Here is a 21,451-nt window from a genome sequence, read left to right on the forward strand (position 1 = left end):
GCTACGTCCCGTAACGGTATTCACTCATCGTGGCGAGGGCGCTCGCTATTGCGCCGGGGCGATGCTCTGCACCTGCGCCGCGCCGTTGACCCGCACCTGCAGCGCCGGCTCCCCCGCCAGCGGCCCCGGCGCCGGCCAGCGCATCACGGCGCCGGGCAACACATAGCCCAGGAGCCCTTCGGCCAACGGCTTGCTCTGGCCGCCCTGACGGAGGGCGACATCGGTCAGGCGCGCATGCACCGCCCCTTGGTTGCGCACCTCCACATAGGGCCGGCCGTCCACCGCCACCGTGCGCCAGCTCAGTTGCGGCATGCCGATACCTTTGGGGTCACGCTGGCGGGTGCTGTCCTCCTTGCTCCACAACCCGGCACCGTAAGCGAACAGCGGCACCGAATAACGCATCTGAAAACGGATCGCCGCAGCGGTCTTGCCTTCTTCGGCGGCCGGCGGCCGGGCCGACGGGATTTCATCGATGATGATCCGGTAAGCCAGCTCCTGCCCCGGCGGCACGTCACGGGTGCGGGTCAGGCGCACCAGTTGCTTTTGCCCCGGCTCGATCTTCGCCACCGGCGGGCTGCCGATCACCTCCCGCTGATTGCGGTACTGTTCCTCGAATCCGCTCTGGCTCCAGCCGAACACGCGGATCTGCAGGGTGGCGACCTCATCGCCGCGATTCTCCAGCCACAACGCACTGGCCTGCTGATCGGCCTCCAGCACCGGGTCGATCGGCCAGATCAAAACCGAACTGGCCGCCTGCGCCTTGAGCGCCGCAACCAACGCCAACGCCGACATCCCCCCCGCCCAAAGCCGGTGCCGTGACGTGAATGCCCCCATGTAACCGCTCCTTGTCGACCGTCCGAACCTCGCCTCACCACGACAGCTGCACCTGCAGCACATCGCTGTACGTCCCTGCGGGCTGATTGCCCGGCAATTGCACCCGCCCGTAGATCGGCAGGCTGATGTTGTCGGCATCGCTGTAGGCCACCGCCACGCTTTGGCCGATGCCCAGGCTCTGGCTGTAGGCGGCATCGCGAAACAACGTGTAGGCCACCCGCGCGCTGCCGCTGTTGAGTTGCATGTTGCGTCCGCCGCTGCTGTACAGGCCGCCGTCGACGGTCATGTTCAGCGTCACCCCCGGCGTGCATTGCAACTGCACGCCCCCCGTCAGCGCCACCTGCACCGTGCCGGTGGCCAGGGCCGAACTCGAACCGAAGTTCAAGGCCCCGTAGTTAGACACCCCGCCCACCACCAGGCAGCCTGCCGTCACCGTGGCGCTGACCTGGAAGCTCTGGCTGGTCACCGCCGCCAGCGGCAACGGCAGGCCGCCTGCGCACAGCAGGACAAGCGCCGCCCAGCCATGCCGGCCCATGGGCTAGAACGTCAGTTCAACGGAAATGGTGTCGGTGTAGGTGCCCGCCGGCAGCCCGGCCTTGCCCACCGCCTGGCCGTAGATGTTCACGGTCTGTGCCACGCCGGTGCTGGCGGCGAGGTTGATGGTGCCGTCGATGGCCAGCAGCTGCGAATGCCCCGCGTCGGTGTACAGATCGTAGGGCACATAGTTGGCGACACCGTCGTACAGCGCCCGCGTCCCGCCCGCCGACTGCCCGTCGTGGGCGCCGGCGCGCACCTTGACCACCGGCGTGGTGCCGGCCGAGCAGAGGATCGACAGCGCCCCCCCGCCACCGCCCAGCACTTGCCCGCTGGCGGTGGTGAACAGGCTGTTGGCGGTGCCGAAGTTCAGGGCGCCGAAGTTCAGGCCGGTCGAGCCGCCGGCACCGTTCACCTGACAACTGCTGGTCAGGATCAGGCTGGAGGTGATCTGGCCGGTGACCGTGGTGGCCGCGCCGGCGCTGGAGGCCAGCGTCAGGCCGAGCAGCGACAGACCTATCCTTGATGCAAACGTACGCATGGTGTCCTTCCTCTACGGTTTACCAGTCGAGCGTCACCGTCAGGGTGTCGGTATAGACACCGGCAGGCAGCGCACGGGTGTTCGCCACCACCGAACCAAACACCGGGATGGGTATCTGCGCAGCGCTGGTGACAGCGAAATTGTGTTGCTGCCCGATGCTGTAGCTCTGGTGGCCCGAAGCATCGAGGAACAATTGATAGGGAATGGTCTGGCGGCCGTTGCTCAGGCGCCGGGTGTTGCCGTCGCCGTGGGCGCCGCCGTCGATGGTCACCGTGAAGCCGGTGACCGAAGGGTTGCAGGCGACATTGAGCCTGCCGCTGCCCTGCTGGTCGATGCTGGCCTTGAGCGGCGCACTCCAGGTCGGCCCCTGGCGGCCGAAGTCCAGCGAGCCGAAGCTGTCCGCCGGGCTGGCGGGACCGGAAACGTTGGTCACTTCGCAGCCGGCGATCAGAACCAGCCGTGCGTGGATCTGCCCGCCGATCACCGCCTGGGCATCCTCGGTGAGCAACAGCAACCCGCCTGCGGCAACTGCCAGCCAGTGCTTGCTTGTCATTGCGCGTGTCCCTACTCCTTCAGGAGGTTTCCATCACGGCGTCCGACCTTGAACGCCCTTCCCTTCGCACCCGCATCCGGCGGGCTCTTTACCGGTTGTCCTGTTGCCGGACGGCCACCTACCAGGTGACCGTCACCTTGACCAGATCCGAGTAGCGGCTGACCCGCGGCACCTGCGCCAGCCGGTCAATCCGCGCATACAACGGCAGCTCCACCGTGCCGCTGTCCGGCACCCTCCCACTGAGCGGGACATTCACCGCCAACGGCACCTGCCGTGCGGCATCCCGGTACAGGCGATAGGGAATGGGTTTGCCGCCCGCAGTCGCGGCCATGTAGCGCACTTCGCCGACACCGCCATGCAGGCCGCCGTCGACGCGGATCTGATAGGGTGTGTCCGGGTTGCACTCCAGGCGCGGCAGGCGCTGGTTGGCGAGCGCGGCACCCAGCGGCCCCGCCGGGTCGTCCAGGCGGGCGGTGCTGCCGAAATCCAGCACACCCAGTTGCCCGATGCCCGCATCGCGTTGCTGGCCGGTCAACAGGCACCCGCGTTGCACATCGACCCGCACTTCGACCTGCAGGTCGGCGGCATGCAGCGGGGTCGTCAGTGCCCAGACCACCATTGTTTTCAATGCCGCTTTCAAAGCGTCCTTCACGGCCCCGATCCCTGTACGCGACAGCGTGTCTGCCGCAGCTGTGTTTGAGGTTAGCAATGGACGACGATTCCGCCAGTCGATTGGATCCAGCGACCTGCCGGGATTTGTTTCGAAAGGTTGACGAACGGCCGGCAGGTACGGCGCCAAAAAACTGTACCTGCCGCACAATGCTGTCCAACTTCGGCCGCCAGGCCGATAAAGCGTGGTGGAAGGAAAACTACCCGTCTGGTTACACTACGCCGCCGCGCTCGGGGAGCCGGCCTGACGACGGAGTAACCCCCACTGTGTCCGCCCAACCGCCCGAACGCCCGCGCCTGAGCCACCGCTGGTCGGCATTGCGTCGCCTGTTCGGCAAGGGCGCCCTTGCCGGCGCCGGTCATTGCGCCGGCGCCCAGGCGATCCGCGACTACTTCCGGCACAAGGCCCATGGCCAGGGCTACACCCTCAGTCACAGCCAGCAGCGGGTCATCGACTGCATGGCCCGGCAAGCGGGCCTGCTGCTCGGCACGACCGCCCAGACCCCGCCCAGCCTTTACCTGCACGGCGCCGTGGGGCGCGGCAAGAGCTGGCTGCTCGACGGCTTTTTCCAGGCACTGCCGATCGAACGCAAGCGGCGCCTGCATTTCCATGAGTTCTTTGCGCAACTGCACCAAGGCATGTTCCGGCACCGCGCGCAGGACGATGCCCTGGCCACGACCCTGGACGAACTGCTGTCAGGCTGCCAGGTGGTGTGCTTCGACGAGTTCCATGTGCACGACATCGGCGACGCGATGCTCATCACCCGTTTGTTCAAAGCGCTGTTCGAGCGCGGAACCGTCCTGCTGGTGACCTCCAACTACCCGCCCGAAGGCCTGCTGCCCAACCCGCTGTACCACGTCCGGTTCAAGCCGGTGATCGACCTGATCAATGCGCGCATGCAGGTCATGGAAGTCGGCGGCCCCCACGATTACCGCAGCCAGGCGCGTCAGCATGCGCATCAGGTGTTCACCCAGGGCCATTACGTCTGGCCGGCCACCCCTGCGCAACGCGAACGCCTGAACCTGCCGCAGCGCGATGCCCCGTCACAGCCGTTGGCCGTGGGCGCCCGGCAGCTCCGGGCACGGCTGTGCGAGCAGCGCCGGGTCGGTTTCACCTTCAGCGACCTGTGCGAGCAGCCCACGGCGGTCATGGACTACCTGGAACTGTGCCGGCGCTTCGACCACTGGATCATCGACGACCTGCCGGAGCTGGGCGAATGCTCCATCGCGGCCCAGCAGCGCTTCATCAACCTGATCGACGTGCTCTACGACCAGGACAAGCACCTGACGCTGCTGGGGCGCTTGCCCCTGCGCGAAAGCCTCGGCGGCCATGCCATCGACCTGGCCCGCACCCGCAGCCGGCTCGGGCAACTGTCGGAAGTGCACGAGCCCGCCTGAGCGCCGCAGATTCCCTTGTGTGAGCGGACGTGCCCGCGAAGACGGCGGCACATCCGGCATCGATGCGCCAGACAGGGCGCCATCGCCAGCAGGCTGGCTCCCGCAGGGAACCGCCTGGGCCGCAAAGACTGCGCCGAACCCGATCTGCCGTTATCATGTCGCCCACCTCAGGCGCCCGCGCGCCCTTTCTTCAAAAGCGGATCCGTTCATGCACACCCTTGCTCAATTACGCGCCGGCCAGCTGTCGGGCATCACCCGGCTGGACCTTTCCGAAGGCCTGACCGAATTCCCCCGCGAAATCTTCGAGCTGGCGGACAGCCTTGAAGTGCTCAACCTCAGCGGCAACGCCTTGAGCAGCCTGCCGGACGACCTGCACCGCCTGCACCGCCTGCGGATCCTGTTCTGCTCCGACAACCACTTCACCGAGTTGCCGGCCTGCATCGGCCGCTGCGAAACGCTGTCGATGGTCGGCTTCAAGGCCAACCGCATCACCCATGTGCCGGGCGCGGCGTTGCCGCCGAAGCTGCGCTGGCTGATCCTCACCGACAACCGCATCGAATCCCTGCCCAACGAACTGGGCGAGCGGCCCTACCTGCAAAAACTATTGCTGGCCGGCAACCGCCTGACACACCTGCCGCCGTCCATGCAGGCCTGCCATCGGCTGGAACTGATCCGCATCGCCGCCAACCGCTTCACCGAGCTGCCGCAATGGCTGCTGACCCTGCCGGCCCTGACCTGGCTGGCCTATGCCGGCAATCCGCTGGAGACCGAGGCGGATTCGGCCGCCCTGGAGGCAACGCCGGTGATCGAGTGGTCGGCGCTGCGGCTTGAACACAAGCTCGGCGAAGGGGCTTCGGGGGTGATTGTCCGGGCGGGTTGGCTGCGCGACGGGCAGCCGGACACGCCTGTGGCGGTCAAGCTCTACAAAGGCGAAATGACCAGCGACGGCTCGCCGCTGCATGAAATGAACGCCTGCATCACCGCCGGCCTGCACCCGAACCTGATCTGCGTCGAAGGGCGCATCGGCCACCATCCGGACGGCTCGCAAGGGCTGGTGATGCAACTGATCGATCCGAGCTACCGCAACCTGGCCGCGTTGCCGAGCCTGGCGTCCTGCTCGCGGGACGTGTATGCCGACGACTGCCGCTTCCCTGCCGACGTCGCCTTGCGCATCGCCTGCGGCGTTGCGTCGGCGGCGGAACACCTGCACGCACACGGGATCACCCACGGTGACCTCTATGGGCACAACATCCTGTTGAACGATCAGGGCGATTGCCTGCTGGGGGACTTCGGTGCGGCATCGTTCCATGCCACCGAGGACAACCTGGAGACCCGCGCGCTGCAACGCATCGAAGTGCGGGCGTTCGGGATCTTGCTGGGTGAGTTGCTGGAACGGATCGACTCAGGGTTGAGCGATGAACGGCGCGTGGCGCTCCAGGCGCTGGAGCAGCGCTGCTGCCAACCGGACGTGCTGTCGCGGCCAGGCTTCAGCGAAGTGACGGCGCTGCTGGGCAAGCTGTGACACTTGCCCTGCGGCGAGGGAGCCAGCTCCCTCGCCGCCGGCTGATCAGCCGGCCAGGCCGACGAACATGTCCTGCACGTCGTCGTGGTTGTCGAGGCCTTCCAGGAACGCTTCGACTTCGGCCATCTGTTCGGCGCTCAGGCCGCTGACCGGGTTCTTCGGCTGATAGCCCAGCTTGGCCGACAGCACGGTGAAGCCTTGCTCCGGCAGGGCCTTCTGCACGGCGTCGAGGTCGGTCGGATCGGTCAGGAACAGGGTCGCGCCCTCTTCACCCGGCTCGAAATCCTGGGCACCGGCTTCGATGGCGGCCATTTCCGGATCGGCGTCCGGGGTGTCCGGCGACGCTTCGATCATGCCGACATGGTTGAAGTCCCACGAGACCGAGCCGGAAGCACCGAGCTGGCCCTTGCGGAACGCCACGCGGATCTCCGCGACGGTGCGGTTGACGTTGTCGGTGACGCACTCGACGATCAGCGGCACCTGGTGCGGGGCGAACCCCTCGTAGGTCACGCGATGGTACTGCACGGTTTCGCCCAGCAGGCCCGCGCCCTTCTTGATGGCGCGATCCAGGGTCTCCTTGGGCATCGAGGCTTTCTTGGCCTGTTCGACCACCAGACGCAGGTGTGCGTTGGTGGCGGTATCGGCACCGTTGCGGGCAGCGATGGTGATTTCCTTCACCAGTTTGCCGAAGATCTTGCCCTTGGCGTTGGCTGCCGCTTCTTTGTGTTTAACCTTCCACTGTGCGCCCATTACTCACTCTCTTGATCTGTGGCGCCGAGACATCTATTGGCCGACGCAGGGGGCCAAGTTTATACGGCCTAAAGTCGGCAATCGACCAAAAAATCCATCGGCGGAATCGACATCTTCACCATTGCTTGTAGGGCGATTCGGAAAAGCCGGTTTGTCATGTCCATTCGGCGCTGCGGTTTCGTACCCTTTCATGCCCGTATCGCCCGACAGAATCGCCCCCATGCACAACGACAAGGAAAGTCCCTTCACCCTGACACTGGCCGATGGCGCCCTGACGCTGCCGGTGCTGCGGTTCAGCGGCCGGGAGGCGCTGAACCAGCCCTACCGTTTCGAGGTTGAAGCCCTCGGCCTGGCCCCGGCCCTGACACCCGCCGCACTGCTGCATCAGCCAGCCTTTCTGCGGCTCAGGGACGATCACGGAATCCACGGCGTCATTCACAGCGTCGGCTGCGAGCATCAGACCCTCCATCAGAAGGCCTATCGGCTGGTGCTGGTGCCGAACCTGCAGAGGCTCGATCAAACGGCCCGTCGCCGGGTGTTCGTGAACCGCAGCGTACCGGCGATCATCGAACAACTGCTGGTGGAGCATCACCTGTCGGCAGACGGTTACCGGATGGCGATGACAACGGGGCAGTATCCGCCGCGCCCGTTCTGCATCCAGTACGAGGAAACCGACCTGGCGCTGCTGCGGCGCCTGTGCGAGGAAGAAGGCATTCACTTTCACTTCGAACACCGGCGCGACGGCCATGTCGCCGTGTTCGCCGACGACAGCCTGAGCCTGCCGCAGACGCCGGTGACCGTGGCGTTCAACGCACAGGCCGATGCCCCGGCTCCGGCCATTGGCGCCCTGTTCCAACGCCATGACGCGGTGGGCCCGCCGATGCCGCAATCCGCCCCTCACCGGGGTCAGGACAGCCCTGCCGACGACGCCGCCAACCAAACGGTGCCGTCCCTGCCCGTCACGGCGGACAATCGTTCACCGGAAGCGGTCCATGCCGACCAACGCAGCCGGCGTCGCCTGCAGCGCCAGCGCTGCCGCTACCGTTGCGCCCAGGGCCGCAGCAATGCGACCGAACTGCGCAGCGGCCACCTGCTGCAAGTGGCGGATCACCCGATCAACACGTTCAACGAACAGTGGCTGATCACCGAATTGCGCCATCAGGGCCAACAGCCTTCGATTCTGCAGCCCACGCCCATGCCCCATCGCTATCACAACGACTTCACCGCGCTGCCCTGGTCGACCGAGTACCGCCCGCCCCAGAAGCAGGCCCGCCCGCAGATACCGGGGTATCAGCCGGCCCAGGTCGTCGGCCTGTCCGCAGGGCCGGCGCAACTGGACGACCAGGGCCGCATGGCCGTCCGCCTGTGGCCCTCGCAGCCCCAGGGTGACGGAACCGAAACCCTGTGGCTGCCGATCGCCTCGGCCGGGGCCCATGAGCGGATCGCCCGCGAGCACCTGCCCCGCGCCGGTAGCCAGGTCTGGGTGAATTTCCTCGACAGCGATCCGGACCGGCCGATTCTGTTTCTGGAGGCCGGCCAACGGCCCTTGCCCTGCGAGCCGCCGGCTCCGGCCGATGAGCGGTTGCTGGACTGGCTGCTCAACCGCGCCGAACCTTCCTGAGCCCGACGCGGGAACGGATGCCGTCGCTCAGACAGGCGCAAGCCCCAGAAAGGCCTGAATCAGGCGCAGCTCCCGCCGTCGCTCCAGGCAGCCGATCATGTGCCGGTTCGCCAGTCCCTCTCCGGCGATCGGGACCGCCGCCACCCGCGGGTCATGGCTGAGCTCCACCGATGACACCACGCCGACCCCCAGATCCGCCGCCACCGCTTCGGTCACCGCCTCGCGGCTGTCCAGTTCCAGCAGCACCCGCGGACGGACCGAAGCCTGTGCACAGGCCCCGTCGAAGGTACGCCGGGTGATCGAGCCCGGTTCGCGCAGCACCATGATGACTTGATCCAACGCCGTGAGCGCCACCTCGGCGCCCCCTGCCCAGGGGTGGCCGGCCGGCACCAACGCGCAGATCCGCGACTCGCTCAGCGCCTGCAGGTGCAGGCCCCTTCGCGGCTCGACCTCGGTCAGCACCGCCACGTCGGCATGTTCGGACAGCAAGGCGGCCAGGGTTTCCTGGGCGTTGCCCAGGCGCAGGTTCACCGTGATCCCCGGATACCGCTCGCGCAGCCTGGCGAGCATCGGCATGACCAGGTGCGGGCCGTCCGCCGCCACTTCCAGGCGTCCGGTGAGCAATTGCCGGTTGGCCTCCAGCATCACCTGCGCCTCTTCCGCGAGGCTGAACATGGCCCGGGTGATCGCCGCCAGCCGGGTGCCCTCTTCGGTCAGCTCGACCCGCCGTGCGGTTCGGCGCAACAGGGTGATCTGGTAGTGCTCCTCCAGCGCCTTGATATGCCCGGTGACCGCCGGCTGACTGATGAACAACCGTGCGGCGGCCCGGGTGAAGCTGCCTTCCCGGGCCACGGCGTCGAAGGCGCGGAGCTGGAACAGGTTCATGAATAACTCTCACTGATGATTCGGATAACAACAAACAATTTGATTGATGATCAGCCGAATTGCAACGTATGCCCCGTAGCGTCACCCCACAGCACCGCCGCGAGGACATTCCATGAGTACTGCCGCCCCGATCCTGCTCACCCCAGGCCCGTTGACCACCTCGGCCCGCACCCGCCAGGCCCTGCTGGTCGACTGGGGTTCCTGGGACGAGGGCTTCAACCGGTTGACCGCCAGCCTCTGCGAACAACTGCTGGCCATCGTCAACGGCGCCGCCACGCACCACTGCGTACCCCTGCAAGGCAGCGGCACGTTCGCCGTCGAAGCCGCCATCGGCACGCTGGTGCCCCGCGACGGCAAGGTGCTCGTGCTGATCAACGGCGCCTACGGCAAGCGTCTGGCGAAGATCTGCGAAGTCCTCGGCCGTCCGTTCAGCACCTTCGAGACCGCCGAAGACGAACCGACCACCGCCGACGACGTCGACCGCCTGCTGCGCGCCGACGGGGACATCACCCACGTGGCGCTGATCCACTGCGAAACCAGCACCGGCATCCTCAACCCGCTCGCGGACATCGCCGACGTCGTGCACCGGCACGGCAAGCGCCTGATCGTCGATGCCATGAGCTCGTTCGGCGCCTTGCCGGTGGACGCGCAGCAGGTGCCGTTCGACGCGCTGATCGCCGCCTCCGGCAAATGCCTGGAAGGCGTGCCGGGGATGGGGTTCGTGTTCGTCCGCAAGGAATCCCTGGCCGCTGCCGCCGGCAATTGCCACTCCCTGGCGATGGATCTGGCCGACCAGCACGCTTACATGATGAAGACCGGCCAGTGGCGCTTCACCCCACCGACCCATGTGGTCGCGGCGCTGCACGAAGCCCTGCTGCAATACAACGAAGAAGGCGGCCTGCCGGCGCGTCATGCGCGTTACGCCGCCAACTGCCGGGCGCTGCTGGACGGGATGGCCGGGCTGGGCCTGCGCAGCTTCCTGCCCGCCGCGATCCAGGCGCCGATCATCGCCACCTTCCATGCGCCGAAGGATCCGCGCTATCAGTTCAAGGCGTTCTACGAACGGGTCAAGGCCAAGGGCTACATCCTCTATCCCGGCAAGCTGACCCAGGTCGAGACGTTCCGCGTCGGCTGCATCGGCCACGTCAGCCCGGCGCAGATGCGCGAGGCCGTCGCCGCCGTGGGCGAGGCGCTGCGCGAAATGGAAGTCTTCGACATCTGAACCACACCGAACGAGCGAGCCTGCTCCTGCCTTTGAACCGCATCGCCCACACAGGATTCCCAGCATGAATTACACCGCCCCCACCCGCCTGCAAGCCGCCATCCTCGACTGGGCCGGCACCGTGGTCGACTTCGGCTCCTTCGCCCCCACCCAGATCTTCGTCGAGGCCTTCGCCGAGTTCGACGTCCAGGTCTCCATCGAAGAGGCCCGCGGGCCGATGGGCATGGGCAAGTGGGATCACATCCGCACCCTGTGCGATATGCCGCAGGTCGCCGAGCGCTATCGCAAAGCGTTCGGCCGCACCCCGACCGACGACGACGTGACGGCCATCTACAACCGCTTCATGCCGTTGCAGATCGAGAAGATCGCCGAACATTCGGCCCTGATTCCCGGCGCGCTGGAGACCATCGCCCACCTGCGCGGGCAAGGGATCCGGATCGGCTCCTGCTCCGGTTATCCGAAGCAGGTGATGGACAAGGTCGTGGCCCTGGCCGCCGCCAACGGCTACGTCGCCGACCATGTGGTGGCCACCGACGAGGTGCCCAACGGCCGTCCGTGGCCGGCCCAGGCCCTGGCCAACGTGATTGCGCTGGGCATCGACGACGTCGCCGCCTGCGTGAAGATCGACGACACCGTGCCGGGCATCCTCGAAGGCCGCCGCGCCGGGATGTGGACCGTGGCGCTGACCTGCTCCGGCAACGCATTGGGGCTGGACTACGCAGGCTTCCGCGCCCTGGACAGCGACACGCTGGCCGGCGAGCGCAAGCGCATCCACGCCCTGTTCGAGGGTTCGCGCCCGCACTACCTGATCGACACCATCAGCGACCTGCCGCCCGTGATCGCCGACATCAACCGGCGTCTGGCCAACGGCGAGATGCCGCAGGGCAACTGATCCCGCCGCGCTGCGCAGGCAAAAACCGCCGGTGTCCCCGTGACATCGGCGGTTTTTTTTGGGCAACCCCCTGATTCAGCTCAGTGAAAGCGTTTTCATGTTCAGGCAAATCCATCTAAAGGGGATTACAGTTAAAGCAGGCCGTCGCTCAAGAACGGTACGTTTCGACCCTGATCCGTGAGGAAACACCGTATGCCCTGGACAAGTTCCGAATCACGCTACAGCACTGTATCAGTCCTGTTGCATTGGTTGATGCTGGTGCTGTTGGTGCTGGTGTACGCCAGCATGGAGTTGCGCGGCTTCTTTCCCAAGGGCAGCGGTGGACGCACACTGATCCGCGAAGTGCATTACATGCTCGGCCTGACCGTGTTCGTGCTGGTGTGGTTCCGCCTGCTGGCCCGCAGCCTGGGCCCGGCGCCGAAGATCTTTCCGGCATCGCCGCAATGGCAGACCGCCCTCGCCCGGCTGATGCACTGGGCGCTGTACCTGTTCATGATCGCCATGCCGATCCTCGGCTGGCTGATCACCAGCGCCGAGGGCCATCAAGTGATGTTCTACGGCTTCGACCTGCCGCTGCTGGTGCACGAAGACAAGACGTTCGCCAAGCAGGTGGAGCACTGGCATGTGCTGATCGGCAACATCGGCTACGGGCTGATCGGCCTGCATGCGCTGGCGGGGCTCTATCACCACTATGTGGTGGGCGACAACACGCTGCTGCGGATGATGCCCAAGCGCGGCTGATCGCCGCCGGGCGACGGCTTCGTTCGAAAGCGCTCAGCGCACCGCCAATCCCCTGCGCCCCTGCAATCCGCCGGTGTGGACGAACACCAGCCGCGCACCGGCGGGAAACCGGCCTTCCTCAACGGATTGCCTGAGCGCGAACAACGCCTTGCCGGTGTACAGCGGTTCCAGCGGAACGCCGCAGGCCTGCTCCGTCTGTTCGATGAACGCCAGCAAGGCCGGATCGACCTTGGCGAACCCGCCTCGGCTGGCATCGATCAGTTCATAGGCGGGGCCGTCCAGCCCGGCCTCCCGGACGATCGCCTCGACCTGCTGCGCCACGCCGTGGTCGTCCGGCACCGCCAGCGCGCCATGCACCGGCCTGTCGCCCGCCTCCGCCAGCACCAGCCCCGCCAACGTGGTGCCGGTGCCGCAGGCCAGCCACCAACCGTCATGGCCGTCCCACCCCAGCGAAGCCAATTGCGCATCGACCTGATCCTTGAGCGCGGCACAGCCCCGTGCACCTGCCAGTCCCCCGCCGCCCTCCGGCACCGGATGCAGCGTCGGATACTGCGCCCGCCAAGGCTGCCAGAACCCCGGCTCATGCCGGGCCCGGTAACCGCCGTAGCCGAGCCAGTGCAGCTGCATGCCGAAGGCTTGCAGATCGGTCACGGTGGGCGTGTCCTGCGGATGCCCGCGCAGCAGGCCGACCGTGGCGAACCCCAGGCGCTTGCCTGCGGCGGCCAAGGCATGCAGATGATTGGAATGGGCACCGCCGAGGCTGATGATGCCTTCGGCGCCGGCATGGTCGGCGGCCTTGAGGTGTTCGATGAGCTTGAACCACTTGTTGCCGCTGATCAGCGGATCGATCCGGTCCAGGCGCAGGACTGCCGCCTCGATGCCGGCGCGGTCGAGCCAGTCGAGCCGAAGCCTTTCGAGCGGGGCCTGGGCGAGCCAGTCGGAGGGGGGAAGAAACATCGGTGCCGGTTCCGGAGGAAGAGCCGGCATCTTAAAGCAACTGTCTGGATCCTGCCGCGCGGCGTCCTGCTGACGCCTTCGCGGACAAGCCCGCAAGGCCTTGCGGTGAACACAGCGGCTGCATTCACCCGGGATCCCTGTGGGAGCCAGCCTGCTGGCGATGGCGCCAGCCCGGTCAACCCTTGCGCTGACCCTCAGACCGCTATCGCGAGCAGGCTCGCTCCCACAAGAACAGCGCCGCGTCGGTCAGATCTCGGCCGCCAGGCGCGAACCCTGGTTGATCGCCCGCTTGGCGTCCAGCTCCGCCGCCACATCGGCGCCGCCGATCAGGTGCACGTTCTGCCCCGCCGCCAACAGACCGTCGTGCAGCTCGCGCAGCGGATCCTGGCCCGCGCAGATCACCACGTTGTCCACCGCCAGCACCTGCGGCTCGCCGGTTTCGCCGATGCGGATGTGCAGGCCTTCGTCGTCGATCTTCAGGTATTCGACGCTGTTGAGCATCTGCACCCGCTTGTTCTTCAGACCGGTGCGGTGAATCCAGCCGGTGGTCTTGCCCAGGCCGTCGCCGACCTTGGACTTCTTGCGCTGCAGCAGGAACACTTCGCGCGCCGGCGCATGGGGCGCGGCCTTGACCCCGGCTACGCCGCCGCGGGCCTCCAGGTGCGCATCGATGCCCCACTCCTTCCAGAACGCGGCACGGTCCTGGCTGGTGGCCACGCCCTCGTGCACAAGGAATTCCGACACGTCGAAACCGATGCCGCCGGCGCCGATCACCGCGACGCGCTTGCCGACCGGCTTGCGCTCAAGCAGCACATCCAGGTAGCTCAGCACCTTGCCGTTGTCGACGCCCGGAATCGCCGGCACCCGCGGCGCAATGCCGGTGGCCAGGATGATCTCGTCGTAGCCGCCGTCCACCAGTTGCGCCACATCGACGCGGGTGTTCAGGCACAGCTCGACATGGGTGGTCTGCAGCTTGCGCTTGAAGTAGCGCAGGGTCTCGTAGAACTCTTCCTTGCCCGGCACACGCTTGGCGACGTTGAACTGGCCGCCGATCTCACTGGCCGAATCGAACAGCGTCACCTGATGCCCGCGCTCAGCGGCCACGGTGGCGGCCGACAGCCCGGCAGGCCCCGCGCCGACCACGGCGATTTTCTTGAGCTGCTGCACCGGCAGATAGTTGAGCTCGGTTTCGTGGCAGGCGCGCGGGTTGACCAGGCAACTGGTGAGCTTGCCGCCGAAGGTGTGATCCAGGCACGCCTGGTTGCAGCCGATGCAGGTATTGATCTCGTCGGCACGGCCTTCGGCGGCCTTGTTGACGAAGTCCGGGTCGGCCAGGAACGGACGCGCCATCGACACCATGTCGGCGTCGCCCTCGGCCAGGATCTGCTCGGCGACTTCCGGGGTGTTGATGCGGTTGGTGGTGATCAGCGGAATGCTCACCGAACCGCGCAGCTTGGCCGTGACCTTACTGAACGCGGCGCGCGGCACCTTGGTGGCGATGGTCGGGATCCGCGCCTCGTGCCAGCCGATGCCGGTGTTGATGATGGTCGCGCCGGCCTGCTCGATGGCCTTGGCCAGCATAACGATCTCTTCCCAGGTGCTGCCGCCCTCGACCAGGTCGAGCATCGACAGGCGGAAGATGATGATGAAGTTCGGGCCGACCGCCTCACGCACCCGGCGCACGATCTCCACCGGCAGGCGCATGCGGTTCTCGTAGCTGCCGCCCCAGCGGTCGGTGCGGTGGTTGGTGTGGGCCGCCAGGAACTGGTTGATGAAGTAGCCTTCGGAACCCATGATTTCCACGCCGTCGTATTCGGCGGTCTGGGCCAGCACCGAGCAGGTGACGAAATCGCGGATCTGCTTCTCGATGCCTTCCTCGTCCAGCTCCTTGGGCTTGAACGGGTTGATCGGCGCCTGGATCGCGCTCGGCGCGACCTGCTTCGGGCTGTAGGCGTAACGGCCGGCATGGAGGATCTGCATGCAGATCTTGCCGCCCGCCTCGTGCACGGCGCGGGTGACGATGCGGTGCTTGAGCGCCTCTTCCTCGGTGGTCAGCTTGGCTGCGCCGGAGTACACCCCGCCCTCGTCGTTCGGGCCGATGCCGCCGGTGACCATCAGGCCCACGCCGCCACGGGCACGTTCGGCGAAGTACGCGGCCATGCGCTCGAAGCCGCCCGGCTTCTCTTCAAGGCCGGTGTGCATCGAGCCCATGAGGGTGCGGTTGCGCAACGTGGTGAATCCCAGGTCCAGCGGGGCCAGCAGGTGCGGATAGTGAGCGGCGGTCATCGGTAACTCCACAGCGAGCGATCACGGAAAAGTGCGGGAGCTCTGCGTCCCCCGTCAGTCATGCTCGACAGACTAAGAGTCGCATCCCTGTCACTCAATGACCGTAACTGACAAGTTATTGATCCAAATGCGCAGCGGTCCTTGGCAAGCGCCGGCAGGCGCCCTACCCTAGTCGTCTACTCAGTACCCGGCTGTCGTTGGTCTTCATGCGCAAACTTCTGTACCTGACCTTTTCCATGGCCATCGTCGCCGCCATCGCCTGGTACGCGATGTGGACCGCCGACCGCCCGATGGGCCATTACCTGTCGGACCTGCGCATCCGCCTGGCGGTCGATCAGGGCACGCCCGCCGACCGCGGCAACCTGCTGGGGATCCAGCCGGAGCTGTTCCCCACCGACTATCAGAGCACCGAACGCCTGCACCGCAAGCTGGCCGCTTATCTGCAACAGGCCCAGGACCGCGGCCTGCTCAATGAGAAGACCGTGGTGGTGCTGCCCGAGCATGTCGGCACCTGGCTGATGATCAGCGGCGAGAAGGACGAGCTGTACCAGGCCGCCACCCTCGCCGAGGCCATGAACTGGCTGGCGGCGAGCAATCCCTTGCAGTTCGCCCGCGCCTGGCTCAGCGCCCGGGGCGACAGCCGGCTGGACGACGCCCACCTGCGCATGAAGTCCAGGGCCATGGCCAAGGATTACCAGGCCCTGTTCGGCGGCCTGGCCAAGGAATTCCGCATCACCCTGGTGGCCGGTTCGATCGTGCTGCCGGAGCCCAGCGTCATCGACGGTCAGCTCAAGGCCGGCAGCGGCGCGCTGTACAACAGCAGCGTGGTGTTCGGCCGCGACGGCGCACCGCTCGGCCAGCCCCAGCGGCAGCGGCGCCCGATCTTCGACCAGAACGAAACCGCGGCCTCGCAGGCCCCGTCACCGGTCAATGTGGTCGACACCCCCGCCGGCCGCCTCGGGGTGCTGATCGGCAACGACAGCTGGTATCCGGACAACTACCGCAGACTCGACGAACAAGGTACGCAACTGGTGGCGGTGCCCGCCTTTGTCGTCGGCCACGGCGCCTGGGATCTGCCTTGGCGCGGCTATCAGGGGCCGGACGCGCCGGCCTCGGTGGCGCTCAAGCCCGGCGAAGTCAGCGAAGGCCAGGCCTGGCACCGGCTGACGCTGACCGCACAATCGCCCGGCAGCCGCGCGGTGGCCGGCATGAGCGTGTTCCTGCGCGGTCAGTTCTGGGACAAGCCGGCCACCGGCCAAAGCTTCCTGAGCAGCAACGGCCAACAGTTCACCGACGGCGACGCCCGGGGCGCGCGCCTGCTCAATCTCTGGCTGTAGCCATGAAGCCGCAGCCGATGCGCCTCGGGGATCTGTCGGTGGGCTTCGTCCACAGCCTGGCCGACGCCATGCGCAGCCATGGCGTCGATCCGCAGCCCCTGCTCGAACAGTACGGCCTGGATCCCGCCCGCCTCGCCGAGGCCGGCGCACGCTTGTCGATTCCGCGCTACATGCGGCTGGGCCACGGGGCCATCCAGTTGACCGGCGATGCGGCGCTCGGCCTGCGCATGGGACGGCTCAGCCGGCTCAGCCAGGCCGGCCTGGCCGGTGTCACCGCGGCCCAGGCCCCGACCGTGCGCGAGGCCGCCCGCTGCCTGATCCGCTTCGAAGCGCTGTACGGCTCCAACTACCGCGGCCAGTCGAGTTTCCACGAAGACACCGACGGCGCCTGGCTGCGCTTCTACTCGATCAGCCCGTACAACGCCTACAACCGCTTCGTGGTGGACTCGATCATCGCCGGCTGGCTGCAGCAACTGTCCAGCGTCAGCCCCGAACCGCTGCGTGCGGAGCGGATCGAGATCGAGTTCGACGCACCGGAATACCGTGAAGCCTACTCGCAGTTCGGCGACTGCCCGATCCAGTTCGGCGCCCAGCAGAATCAGCTGCGCCTGAGCCTGGACAGCCTCGCCCGGCGCAATCCGGAACACTGCCCGAGCACCTGGCGGCACCTGCTGCAATTGTGTGAAAGGGAGTTGGAGCAGTTGACCCGCACCCGCAGCCTGCGTGAACGCATCACGCAACTGCTGGGGCCGTTGCTCAATGGCGGCCGGGAACCCGACCTCGAAGAAGTGGCGGCACGCCTGAAGCTGCCGACCTGGACCTTGCGCCGCAAGCTTGCCGAGGAAGGCACGCAGTTTCGCGCCATTCTCAACGACACCCGCCGCGACCTGGCCATGACCTACATCCGCGACACCGAACTGGCGTTCGGGGAAATCGCCTACCTGCTGGGCTTTGCCTCAGCCGAGGCGTTCCAGCGTGCCTTCAAGCGCTGGACCGGCCAGACGCCCGGAGAGTTCCGCCGCAGTCACCGGAAGACGGCCTGAAGCGCCGGCAGACGCCTCAGAGCTCGGTGGCGTCTTCGGCCGGTTCCGGCGAGTCCAGCTCAAAGGCCTGAGACTCGAGCAGCTCTTCCTGATAGTCATCCATCGTGCGATCCCCACCTGCTGAAAAAAGGTCTGAAGAACAGACCCGTGCGCCGAGCATAAAGTGCCCGCATGAAGGAAAAATGAAACACCGCCTTCATGAAACAAACGTAGCAGCCAACGGGGAATTTATCGCGGTTTTTGCAACGCCGTCGCAGGAGCGGGCCAGCCCGCTCCTGCACGTATCACTGGCCGGTGGCGGGCAGCGCCGAAATCGGCTCGGACGGTGGCGCCAGATCGGCCGGGTTGGCCGGCGGCGTGATGGCTTCCGTGGTGGATGCAGGCTCCGCCGCTGCCGGCGCCGGGGCGGCCGGAGTGGCCGGTGCCGGTTCGACCGCCGGGGTCACAGGCTGAGCACTGACGGGCGTCGCCTCGGCCGGTGCTGGCGTCGCTTCGGCGGGGGCCGGGGCAGCCTGCACTGCAGGCGCCGCTGCCGCTGCCGGCACGGCCTCTGCCGCCGGCGCTGCCTTGGCCTCAGGCACACCGAGGTCGGTCTTCGGCTTCTCGGTGATGTGCGCCGCCTTCTTGGCGTCCGCCGGCAGGAACAGCTCGACCAGCGTGAAGAAACGCTCGTAGAACTTCTGCGACGACACGGTTTCGCTGGCCACCTTCACCATCGAGTCGTCCGACGAGCCGATCGGCATCGACACCGAACCCAGCACGCCCACACCGAGGCTGGCGGAGTTGTTGGTCTTCTTCAGCGCGTAGCGGTCCTGCAGGGCGTTGGCGAACACCGTCGCATGATGGCCGACGCTGCTGTCTTCGGCGCACACGACGTTGAAGCTGATTTCCAGGTGGCTCTCGCCGGTCTGCTGGAAACTCTTGTGGCCGCTGACCAGTTTCGGGTCGCTGCTGGTGATGATGTAGCCCTGGCTGAGCAACGCACGGCGCGCCGCTTCGCAACTGGCGGTGTCGCTCACCGGATAGTTGCGCGAGAACGTGCCTGAGTCGTCGAAGTTCTCATGCTCGTAAACGGGCTTGTCCTTGGAGCAGCCGGCAGCGGCGGTCAGCAACAGCGCCAACCCGAAGAAACGCACGGGTATTGAATTCAACATTGAACATCCTGAGGGAAAAACGGTCCGGGGCGTATTGTGCATCAGATCGCCACCCCGCGGCGCATGGATTAGTGTCTTGATTCGGTTACAACTGTACCGGTCATGGATGGCGGGAAAAAGTCGCACCGACAAACGTTCGATGAAAGAACTGTCATCCGCCGTCCGCCGGAAACGAAAAGGCCCCGGATTTTCATCCGGGGCCTGGCGTTTTTCGCTCAACCGAACATCAGTAGCGCGTGATGTCCGCCTGGCTTTCGAGCTGCTTGCGGTAGGCCGCGAAGTCTTGCTGGCCTTCACGCGAAGCGAGGAAGCGACGGTACTGCGCCTTCTCTTCTTCAGTCGGCGCAGCGGCTTCGTTCACCCCGTTCAGGCGCACGATGGTCACGCCGCCATCAGGCAGGGTGATGCTGCTGAAGGTCGGCTTGTCCTTGGCAGCCGGCTTCGGCATGCGGAACAGCGCTTGCAGCACCGCCGGATCCACACCTTCCTGAGCGCGGGTGGCCGCTTCGGTCACTTTCCAGCTCTGACCGTCCACTGCCTTGTCGAGCGGCGCCTTGCCGTCGCGCAGGCTGGCGATCAACTGATCGGCGCGGGTCTTGGCGGCAGCGCTGGCATGCTCCTTGGCCAACTGGGTGCGGATGGCCGCGGCCACGCTTTCCAGCGGCAGTTGAGCAGGCTTGAGGTGCTCTTTGGCGCGCAGCACGATCACGGTTTCCGGATCCAGCTCGATGGCGGTGCTGTTGGCGCCGTCATCCAGCACTTCGGTGCTGAACGCGGCCGTCACCACGGCACGGTTGGCGGCAACGCCTTCGCCACCCTCACGACCGAACGGCTTGGAGGTGTGCACGGTCAGCTTCAGGTCCTGCGCCGGCTGGGCCAGGTCGGAGGACTCGAACGAGGAGTCTTCCAGTTGCTTGGTCGCCTCGACGAAACGCTGCTCGACCTGCTGGGCCTTGAGCTCGCGGGTCAGCTTGTCCTTCAGGCTCGTCAGCGTCGGGACTTCCGGCGCCTCGACGCCCAGCAGCTTGATCAGGTGGAAACCGAAGTCGGTGCGAACCGGTGCGGACACCTGATCCTTGGCCAGCGAATACAGGGCCTTTTCGAACGCCGGGTCGTAGACGCCGGGACCGGCATAACCCAGGTCGCCGCCGTTGTTGGCCGAACCCGGATCCTGCGAGAACTCCTTGGCCAGCGCTTCGAACTTCTCGCCCTTGGCCAGGCGGGCCTGGATGTCTTCGATCTTCGCCTTGGCCTGGGCCTCGGTGGTCTTGCCGTTGACTTCGATCAGGATGTGCGCCGCACGACGCTGTTCCGACAGGTTGGCGATCTCTTTCTGATAGGCCGCCTGCAGGTCTTCGTCCTTGACGGCGACCTGGTCGAAGAACGACGCCTTCTTCAGTTCGAGGTAATCGATGACCACCTGATCCGGGGTCATGAATTCCTTGGCGTGCTCGTCGTAGTAAGCCTTGACCTCATCATCGGTCAGCTTGACGGCTGCCGGGTCGGCCTTGACGTTCAGCGCCGCGAAATCGCGGGTCTGCTTCTCCAGGCGGGCGAACGCCAGCACCTGGGCATCGGTGACGAAGCCGCTGCCGGCGACACCGGCGCGCAGTTGGCCGATCAGCATTTCCTGGGCCAGCATCTGGCGGAACTGCATGCGGCTGTAACCCAACTGACGGATCACCTGGTCGAAGCGCTCGGAACTGAACTTGCCGTCCACCTGGAACTCGGGCGTCTGCAGGATCACCTGATCCAGCGCGGCTTCCGAGAACGCGAACTTCGACTGTTCAGCGCCTTGCAGCAGCAGCTTGCGGTCGATCAGGCCCTTGAGGGCCGACTCGCGCAGCATTTTCTCATCGAGCAGGGAAGCGTCGAAATCCTTGCCCAGCTGTTGCATCAGCTGACGGCGTTGCATGTCAACGGCCTGGCTCAGCTCGTTCTGGCTGATTTCTTCGCCATTGACCTTGGCCGCCTGATTGTTGTGAGTGGCGGCCTTGAAAATGGCGTCGAAACCGGTCAGAGCCATCAGTACGACGATGACTCCGATAATGGTCTTGGCAATCCAGCCTTGTGAATTGTCCCTGATATTCTGCAGCATGCGTCCCCCAGAAACGGTTGAACTTCAGATTATGGCAACCGTGGAGCGTGGGTAGAATCCGGATAGAAGAAAGGCGCATCCGAGGATGCGCCTTCTCGAAACTGGCGGAGCGGACAGGGCTCGAACCCTCGATCCCGGCGTGGCAGGCAATGCTTCGGCTCGCCTGCCCTACCGCCCCGCTGCCAAGTCAGGCATGACCCCGACCCGGATGGGTAAAAACCTGAGTCGAACTCAGTTGACAGCTTCTTTCAGGGCTTTACCGGCTTTGAAACCTGGCTTTTTAGCAGCTGCGATCTGCAGCGTCTTGCCGGTCTGTGGGTTACGGCCAACGCGAGCCGGACGATCGGTCACGGAGAAAGAGCGGGCCGATCAGCAGCAGGTTGAACAACTGGGTGACGATCAGGGTGAAGATGG

Annotated in this window: 19 protein-coding genes and 1 pseudogene; 8 read left to right on the forward strand and 12 right to left on the reverse strand. The window is 66.1% G+C overall.

Annotation, left to right across the window (positions count from 1 at the left end):
* Nucleotides 1-45: 45 nt before the first annotated feature.
* The 5 genes from ACIP0B_RS17380 to ACIP0B_RS17400 form a co-directional block, all read right to left on the reverse strand.
* Nucleotides 46-834, reverse strand: coding sequence for a molecular chaperone (locus ACIP0B_RS17380; protein ID WP_400834149.1), 789 nt, complete (start codon nt 832-834; stop codon nt 46-48).
* A gap of 34 nt (nt 835-868) precedes the next feature.
* Nucleotides 869-1,369 carry a spore coat U domain-containing protein gene (locus tag ACIP0B_RS17385; protein ID WP_400834152.1) on the reverse strand — a complete coding sequence of 167 codons (501 nt, stop codon included), beginning with the start codon at nt 1,367-1,369 and terminating at the stop codon, nt 869-871.
* A 3-nt stretch (nt 1,370-1,372) separates the two neighbouring features.
* Entirely contained in the window at nt 1,373-1,909 is a 537-nt protein-coding gene (locus ACIP0B_RS17390) for a spore coat U domain-containing protein (protein ID WP_400834155.1), read from the reverse strand.
* 19 nt (nt 1,910-1,928) lie between these two features.
* Nucleotides 1,929-2,462, reverse strand: coding sequence for a spore coat U domain-containing protein (locus ACIP0B_RS17395; protein WP_400834158.1), 534 nt, complete (start codon nt 2,460-2,462; stop codon nt 1,929-1,931).
* A gap of 118 nt (nt 2,463-2,580) precedes the next feature.
* Nucleotides 2,581-3,081: a spore coat U domain-containing protein gene (locus ACIP0B_RS17400; protein WP_400834199.1), complete on the reverse strand. Its 501-nt coding sequence runs from the start codon at nt 3,079-3,081 to the stop codon at nt 2,581-2,583.
* Between the two features lie 317 nt (nt 3,082-3,398).
* On the opposite strand from ACIP0B_RS17400, the gene zapE reads away from it, so the two are divergent.
* Nucleotides 3,399-4,529 (forward strand): cell division protein ZapE, encoded by a 1,131-nt coding sequence (gene zapE / locus ACIP0B_RS17405; protein WP_400834161.1) that lies wholly within the window; start codon nt 3,399-3,401, stop codon nt 4,527-4,529.
* 208 nt (nt 4,530-4,737) lie between these two features.
* Nucleotides 4,738-6,051, forward strand: coding sequence for a leucine-rich repeat-containing protein kinase family protein (locus ACIP0B_RS17410; protein ID WP_400834163.1), 1,314 nt, complete (start codon nt 4,738-4,740; stop codon nt 6,049-6,051).
* A gap of 45 nt (nt 6,052-6,096) precedes the next feature.
* On the opposite strand, the gene ACIP0B_RS17415 is transcribed toward ACIP0B_RS17410, so the two are convergent.
* A complete protein-coding gene (locus ACIP0B_RS17415; RefSeq protein ID WP_085630602.1) occupies nt 6,097-6,801 on the reverse strand; it encodes a YebC/PmpR family DNA-binding transcriptional regulator in 705 nt (234 codons plus the stop codon).
* Nucleotides 6,802-7,021: 220 nt separating this feature from the next.
* Between ACIP0B_RS17415 and ACIP0B_RS17420 the strand changes: the two genes are divergently transcribed.
* On the forward strand, nt 7,022-8,422 hold the full coding sequence (locus ACIP0B_RS17420) for a type VI secretion system Vgr family protein (RefSeq protein WP_400834166.1): 1,401 nt from the start codon (nt 7,022-7,024) through the stop codon (nt 8,420-8,422).
* A gap of 27 nt (nt 8,423-8,449) precedes the next feature.
* Here ACIP0B_RS17420 and ACIP0B_RS17425 read toward each other — a convergent pair whose 3' ends face one another.
* Nucleotides 8,450-9,307 (reverse strand): LysR substrate-binding domain-containing protein, encoded by an 858-nt coding sequence (locus tag ACIP0B_RS17425; protein WP_400834169.1) that lies wholly within the window; start codon nt 9,305-9,307, stop codon nt 8,450-8,452.
* 112 nt (nt 9,308-9,419) lie between these two features.
* Between ACIP0B_RS17425 and ACIP0B_RS17430 the strand changes: the two genes are divergently transcribed.
* From ACIP0B_RS17430 to ACIP0B_RS17440, 3 genes are all read left to right on the forward strand, one after another.
* A complete protein-coding gene (locus ACIP0B_RS17430; RefSeq protein WP_400834172.1) occupies nt 9,420-10,529 on the forward strand; it encodes a 2-aminoethylphosphonate--pyruvate transaminase in 1,110 nt (369 codons plus the stop codon).
* A gap of 64 nt (nt 10,530-10,593) precedes the next feature.
* Nucleotides 10,594-11,421, forward strand: coding sequence for a phosphonoacetaldehyde hydrolase (gene phnX / locus ACIP0B_RS17435; protein WP_400834175.1), 828 nt, complete (start codon nt 10,594-10,596; stop codon nt 11,419-11,421).
* A 192-nt stretch (nt 11,422-11,613) separates the two neighbouring features.
* Nucleotides 11,614-12,162, forward strand: a complete 549-nt coding sequence (locus tag ACIP0B_RS17440; protein WP_400834178.1) for a cytochrome b — start codon at nt 11,614-11,616, stop codon at nt 12,160-12,162.
* A gap of 33 nt (nt 12,163-12,195) precedes the next feature.
* Here ACIP0B_RS17440 and ACIP0B_RS17445 read toward each other — a convergent pair whose 3' ends face one another.
* Together ACIP0B_RS17445 and ACIP0B_RS17450 are read right to left on the reverse strand one after the other, a co-directional pair.
* A complete protein-coding gene (locus ACIP0B_RS17445; protein ID WP_400834181.1) occupies nt 12,196-13,119 on the reverse strand; it encodes a 1-aminocyclopropane-1-carboxylate deaminase/D-cysteine desulfhydrase in 924 nt (307 codons plus the stop codon).
* Nucleotides 13,120-13,365: 246 nt separating this feature from the next.
* Entirely contained in the window at nt 13,366-15,405 is a 2,040-nt protein-coding gene (locus ACIP0B_RS17450) for an FAD-dependent oxidoreductase (RefSeq protein WP_400834184.1), read from the reverse strand.
* 206 nt (nt 15,406-15,611) lie between these two features.
* Here ACIP0B_RS17450 and ACIP0B_RS17455 point away from each other — a divergent pair, with 206 nt between their 5' ends.
* Both ACIP0B_RS17455 and ACIP0B_RS17460 read left to right on the forward strand, forming a co-directional pair.
* Nucleotides 15,612-16,742: a carbon-nitrogen hydrolase family protein gene (locus ACIP0B_RS17455; protein ID WP_400834187.1), complete on the forward strand. Its 1,131-nt coding sequence runs from the start codon at nt 15,612-15,614 to the stop codon at nt 16,740-16,742.
* A gap of 2 nt (nt 16,743-16,744) precedes the next feature.
* Nucleotides 16,745-17,785 (forward strand): AraC family transcriptional regulator, encoded by a 1,041-nt coding sequence (locus ACIP0B_RS17460; protein WP_400834190.1) that lies wholly within the window; start codon nt 16,745-16,747, stop codon nt 17,783-17,785.
* Nucleotides 17,786-18,069: 284 nt separating this feature from the next.
* Here the strand turns inward: ACIP0B_RS17460 and ACIP0B_RS17465 are convergent, their stop codons facing one another.
* The 3 genes and pseudogenes from ACIP0B_RS17465 to ACIP0B_RS17475 all read right to left on the reverse strand — a co-directional run.
* Nucleotides 18,070-18,939 carry a DUF2242 domain-containing protein gene (locus tag ACIP0B_RS17465; RefSeq protein ID WP_400834193.1) on the reverse strand — a complete coding sequence of 290 codons (870 nt, stop codon included), beginning with the start codon at nt 18,937-18,939 and terminating at the stop codon, nt 18,070-18,072.
* Nucleotides 18,940-19,165: 226 nt separating this feature from the next.
* A complete protein-coding gene (locus tag ACIP0B_RS17470; protein WP_400834196.1) occupies nt 19,166-21,037 on the reverse strand; it encodes a SurA N-terminal domain-containing protein in 1,872 nt (623 codons plus the stop codon).
* Nucleotides 21,038-21,268: 231 nt separating this feature from the next.
* Nucleotides 21,269-21,397: pseudogene (locus ACIP0B_RS17475) on the reverse strand (HU family DNA-binding protein); the annotation flags it as partial.
* Between the last annotated feature and the right edge of the window lie 54 nt (nt 21,398-21,451).

The organism is Pseudomonas sp. NPDC089534 (genome assembly GCF_044749305.1).
Classification (GTDB): Bacteria; Pseudomonadota; Gammaproteobacteria; order Pseudomonadales; family Pseudomonadaceae; genus Aquipseudomonas; species Aquipseudomonas ekonensis.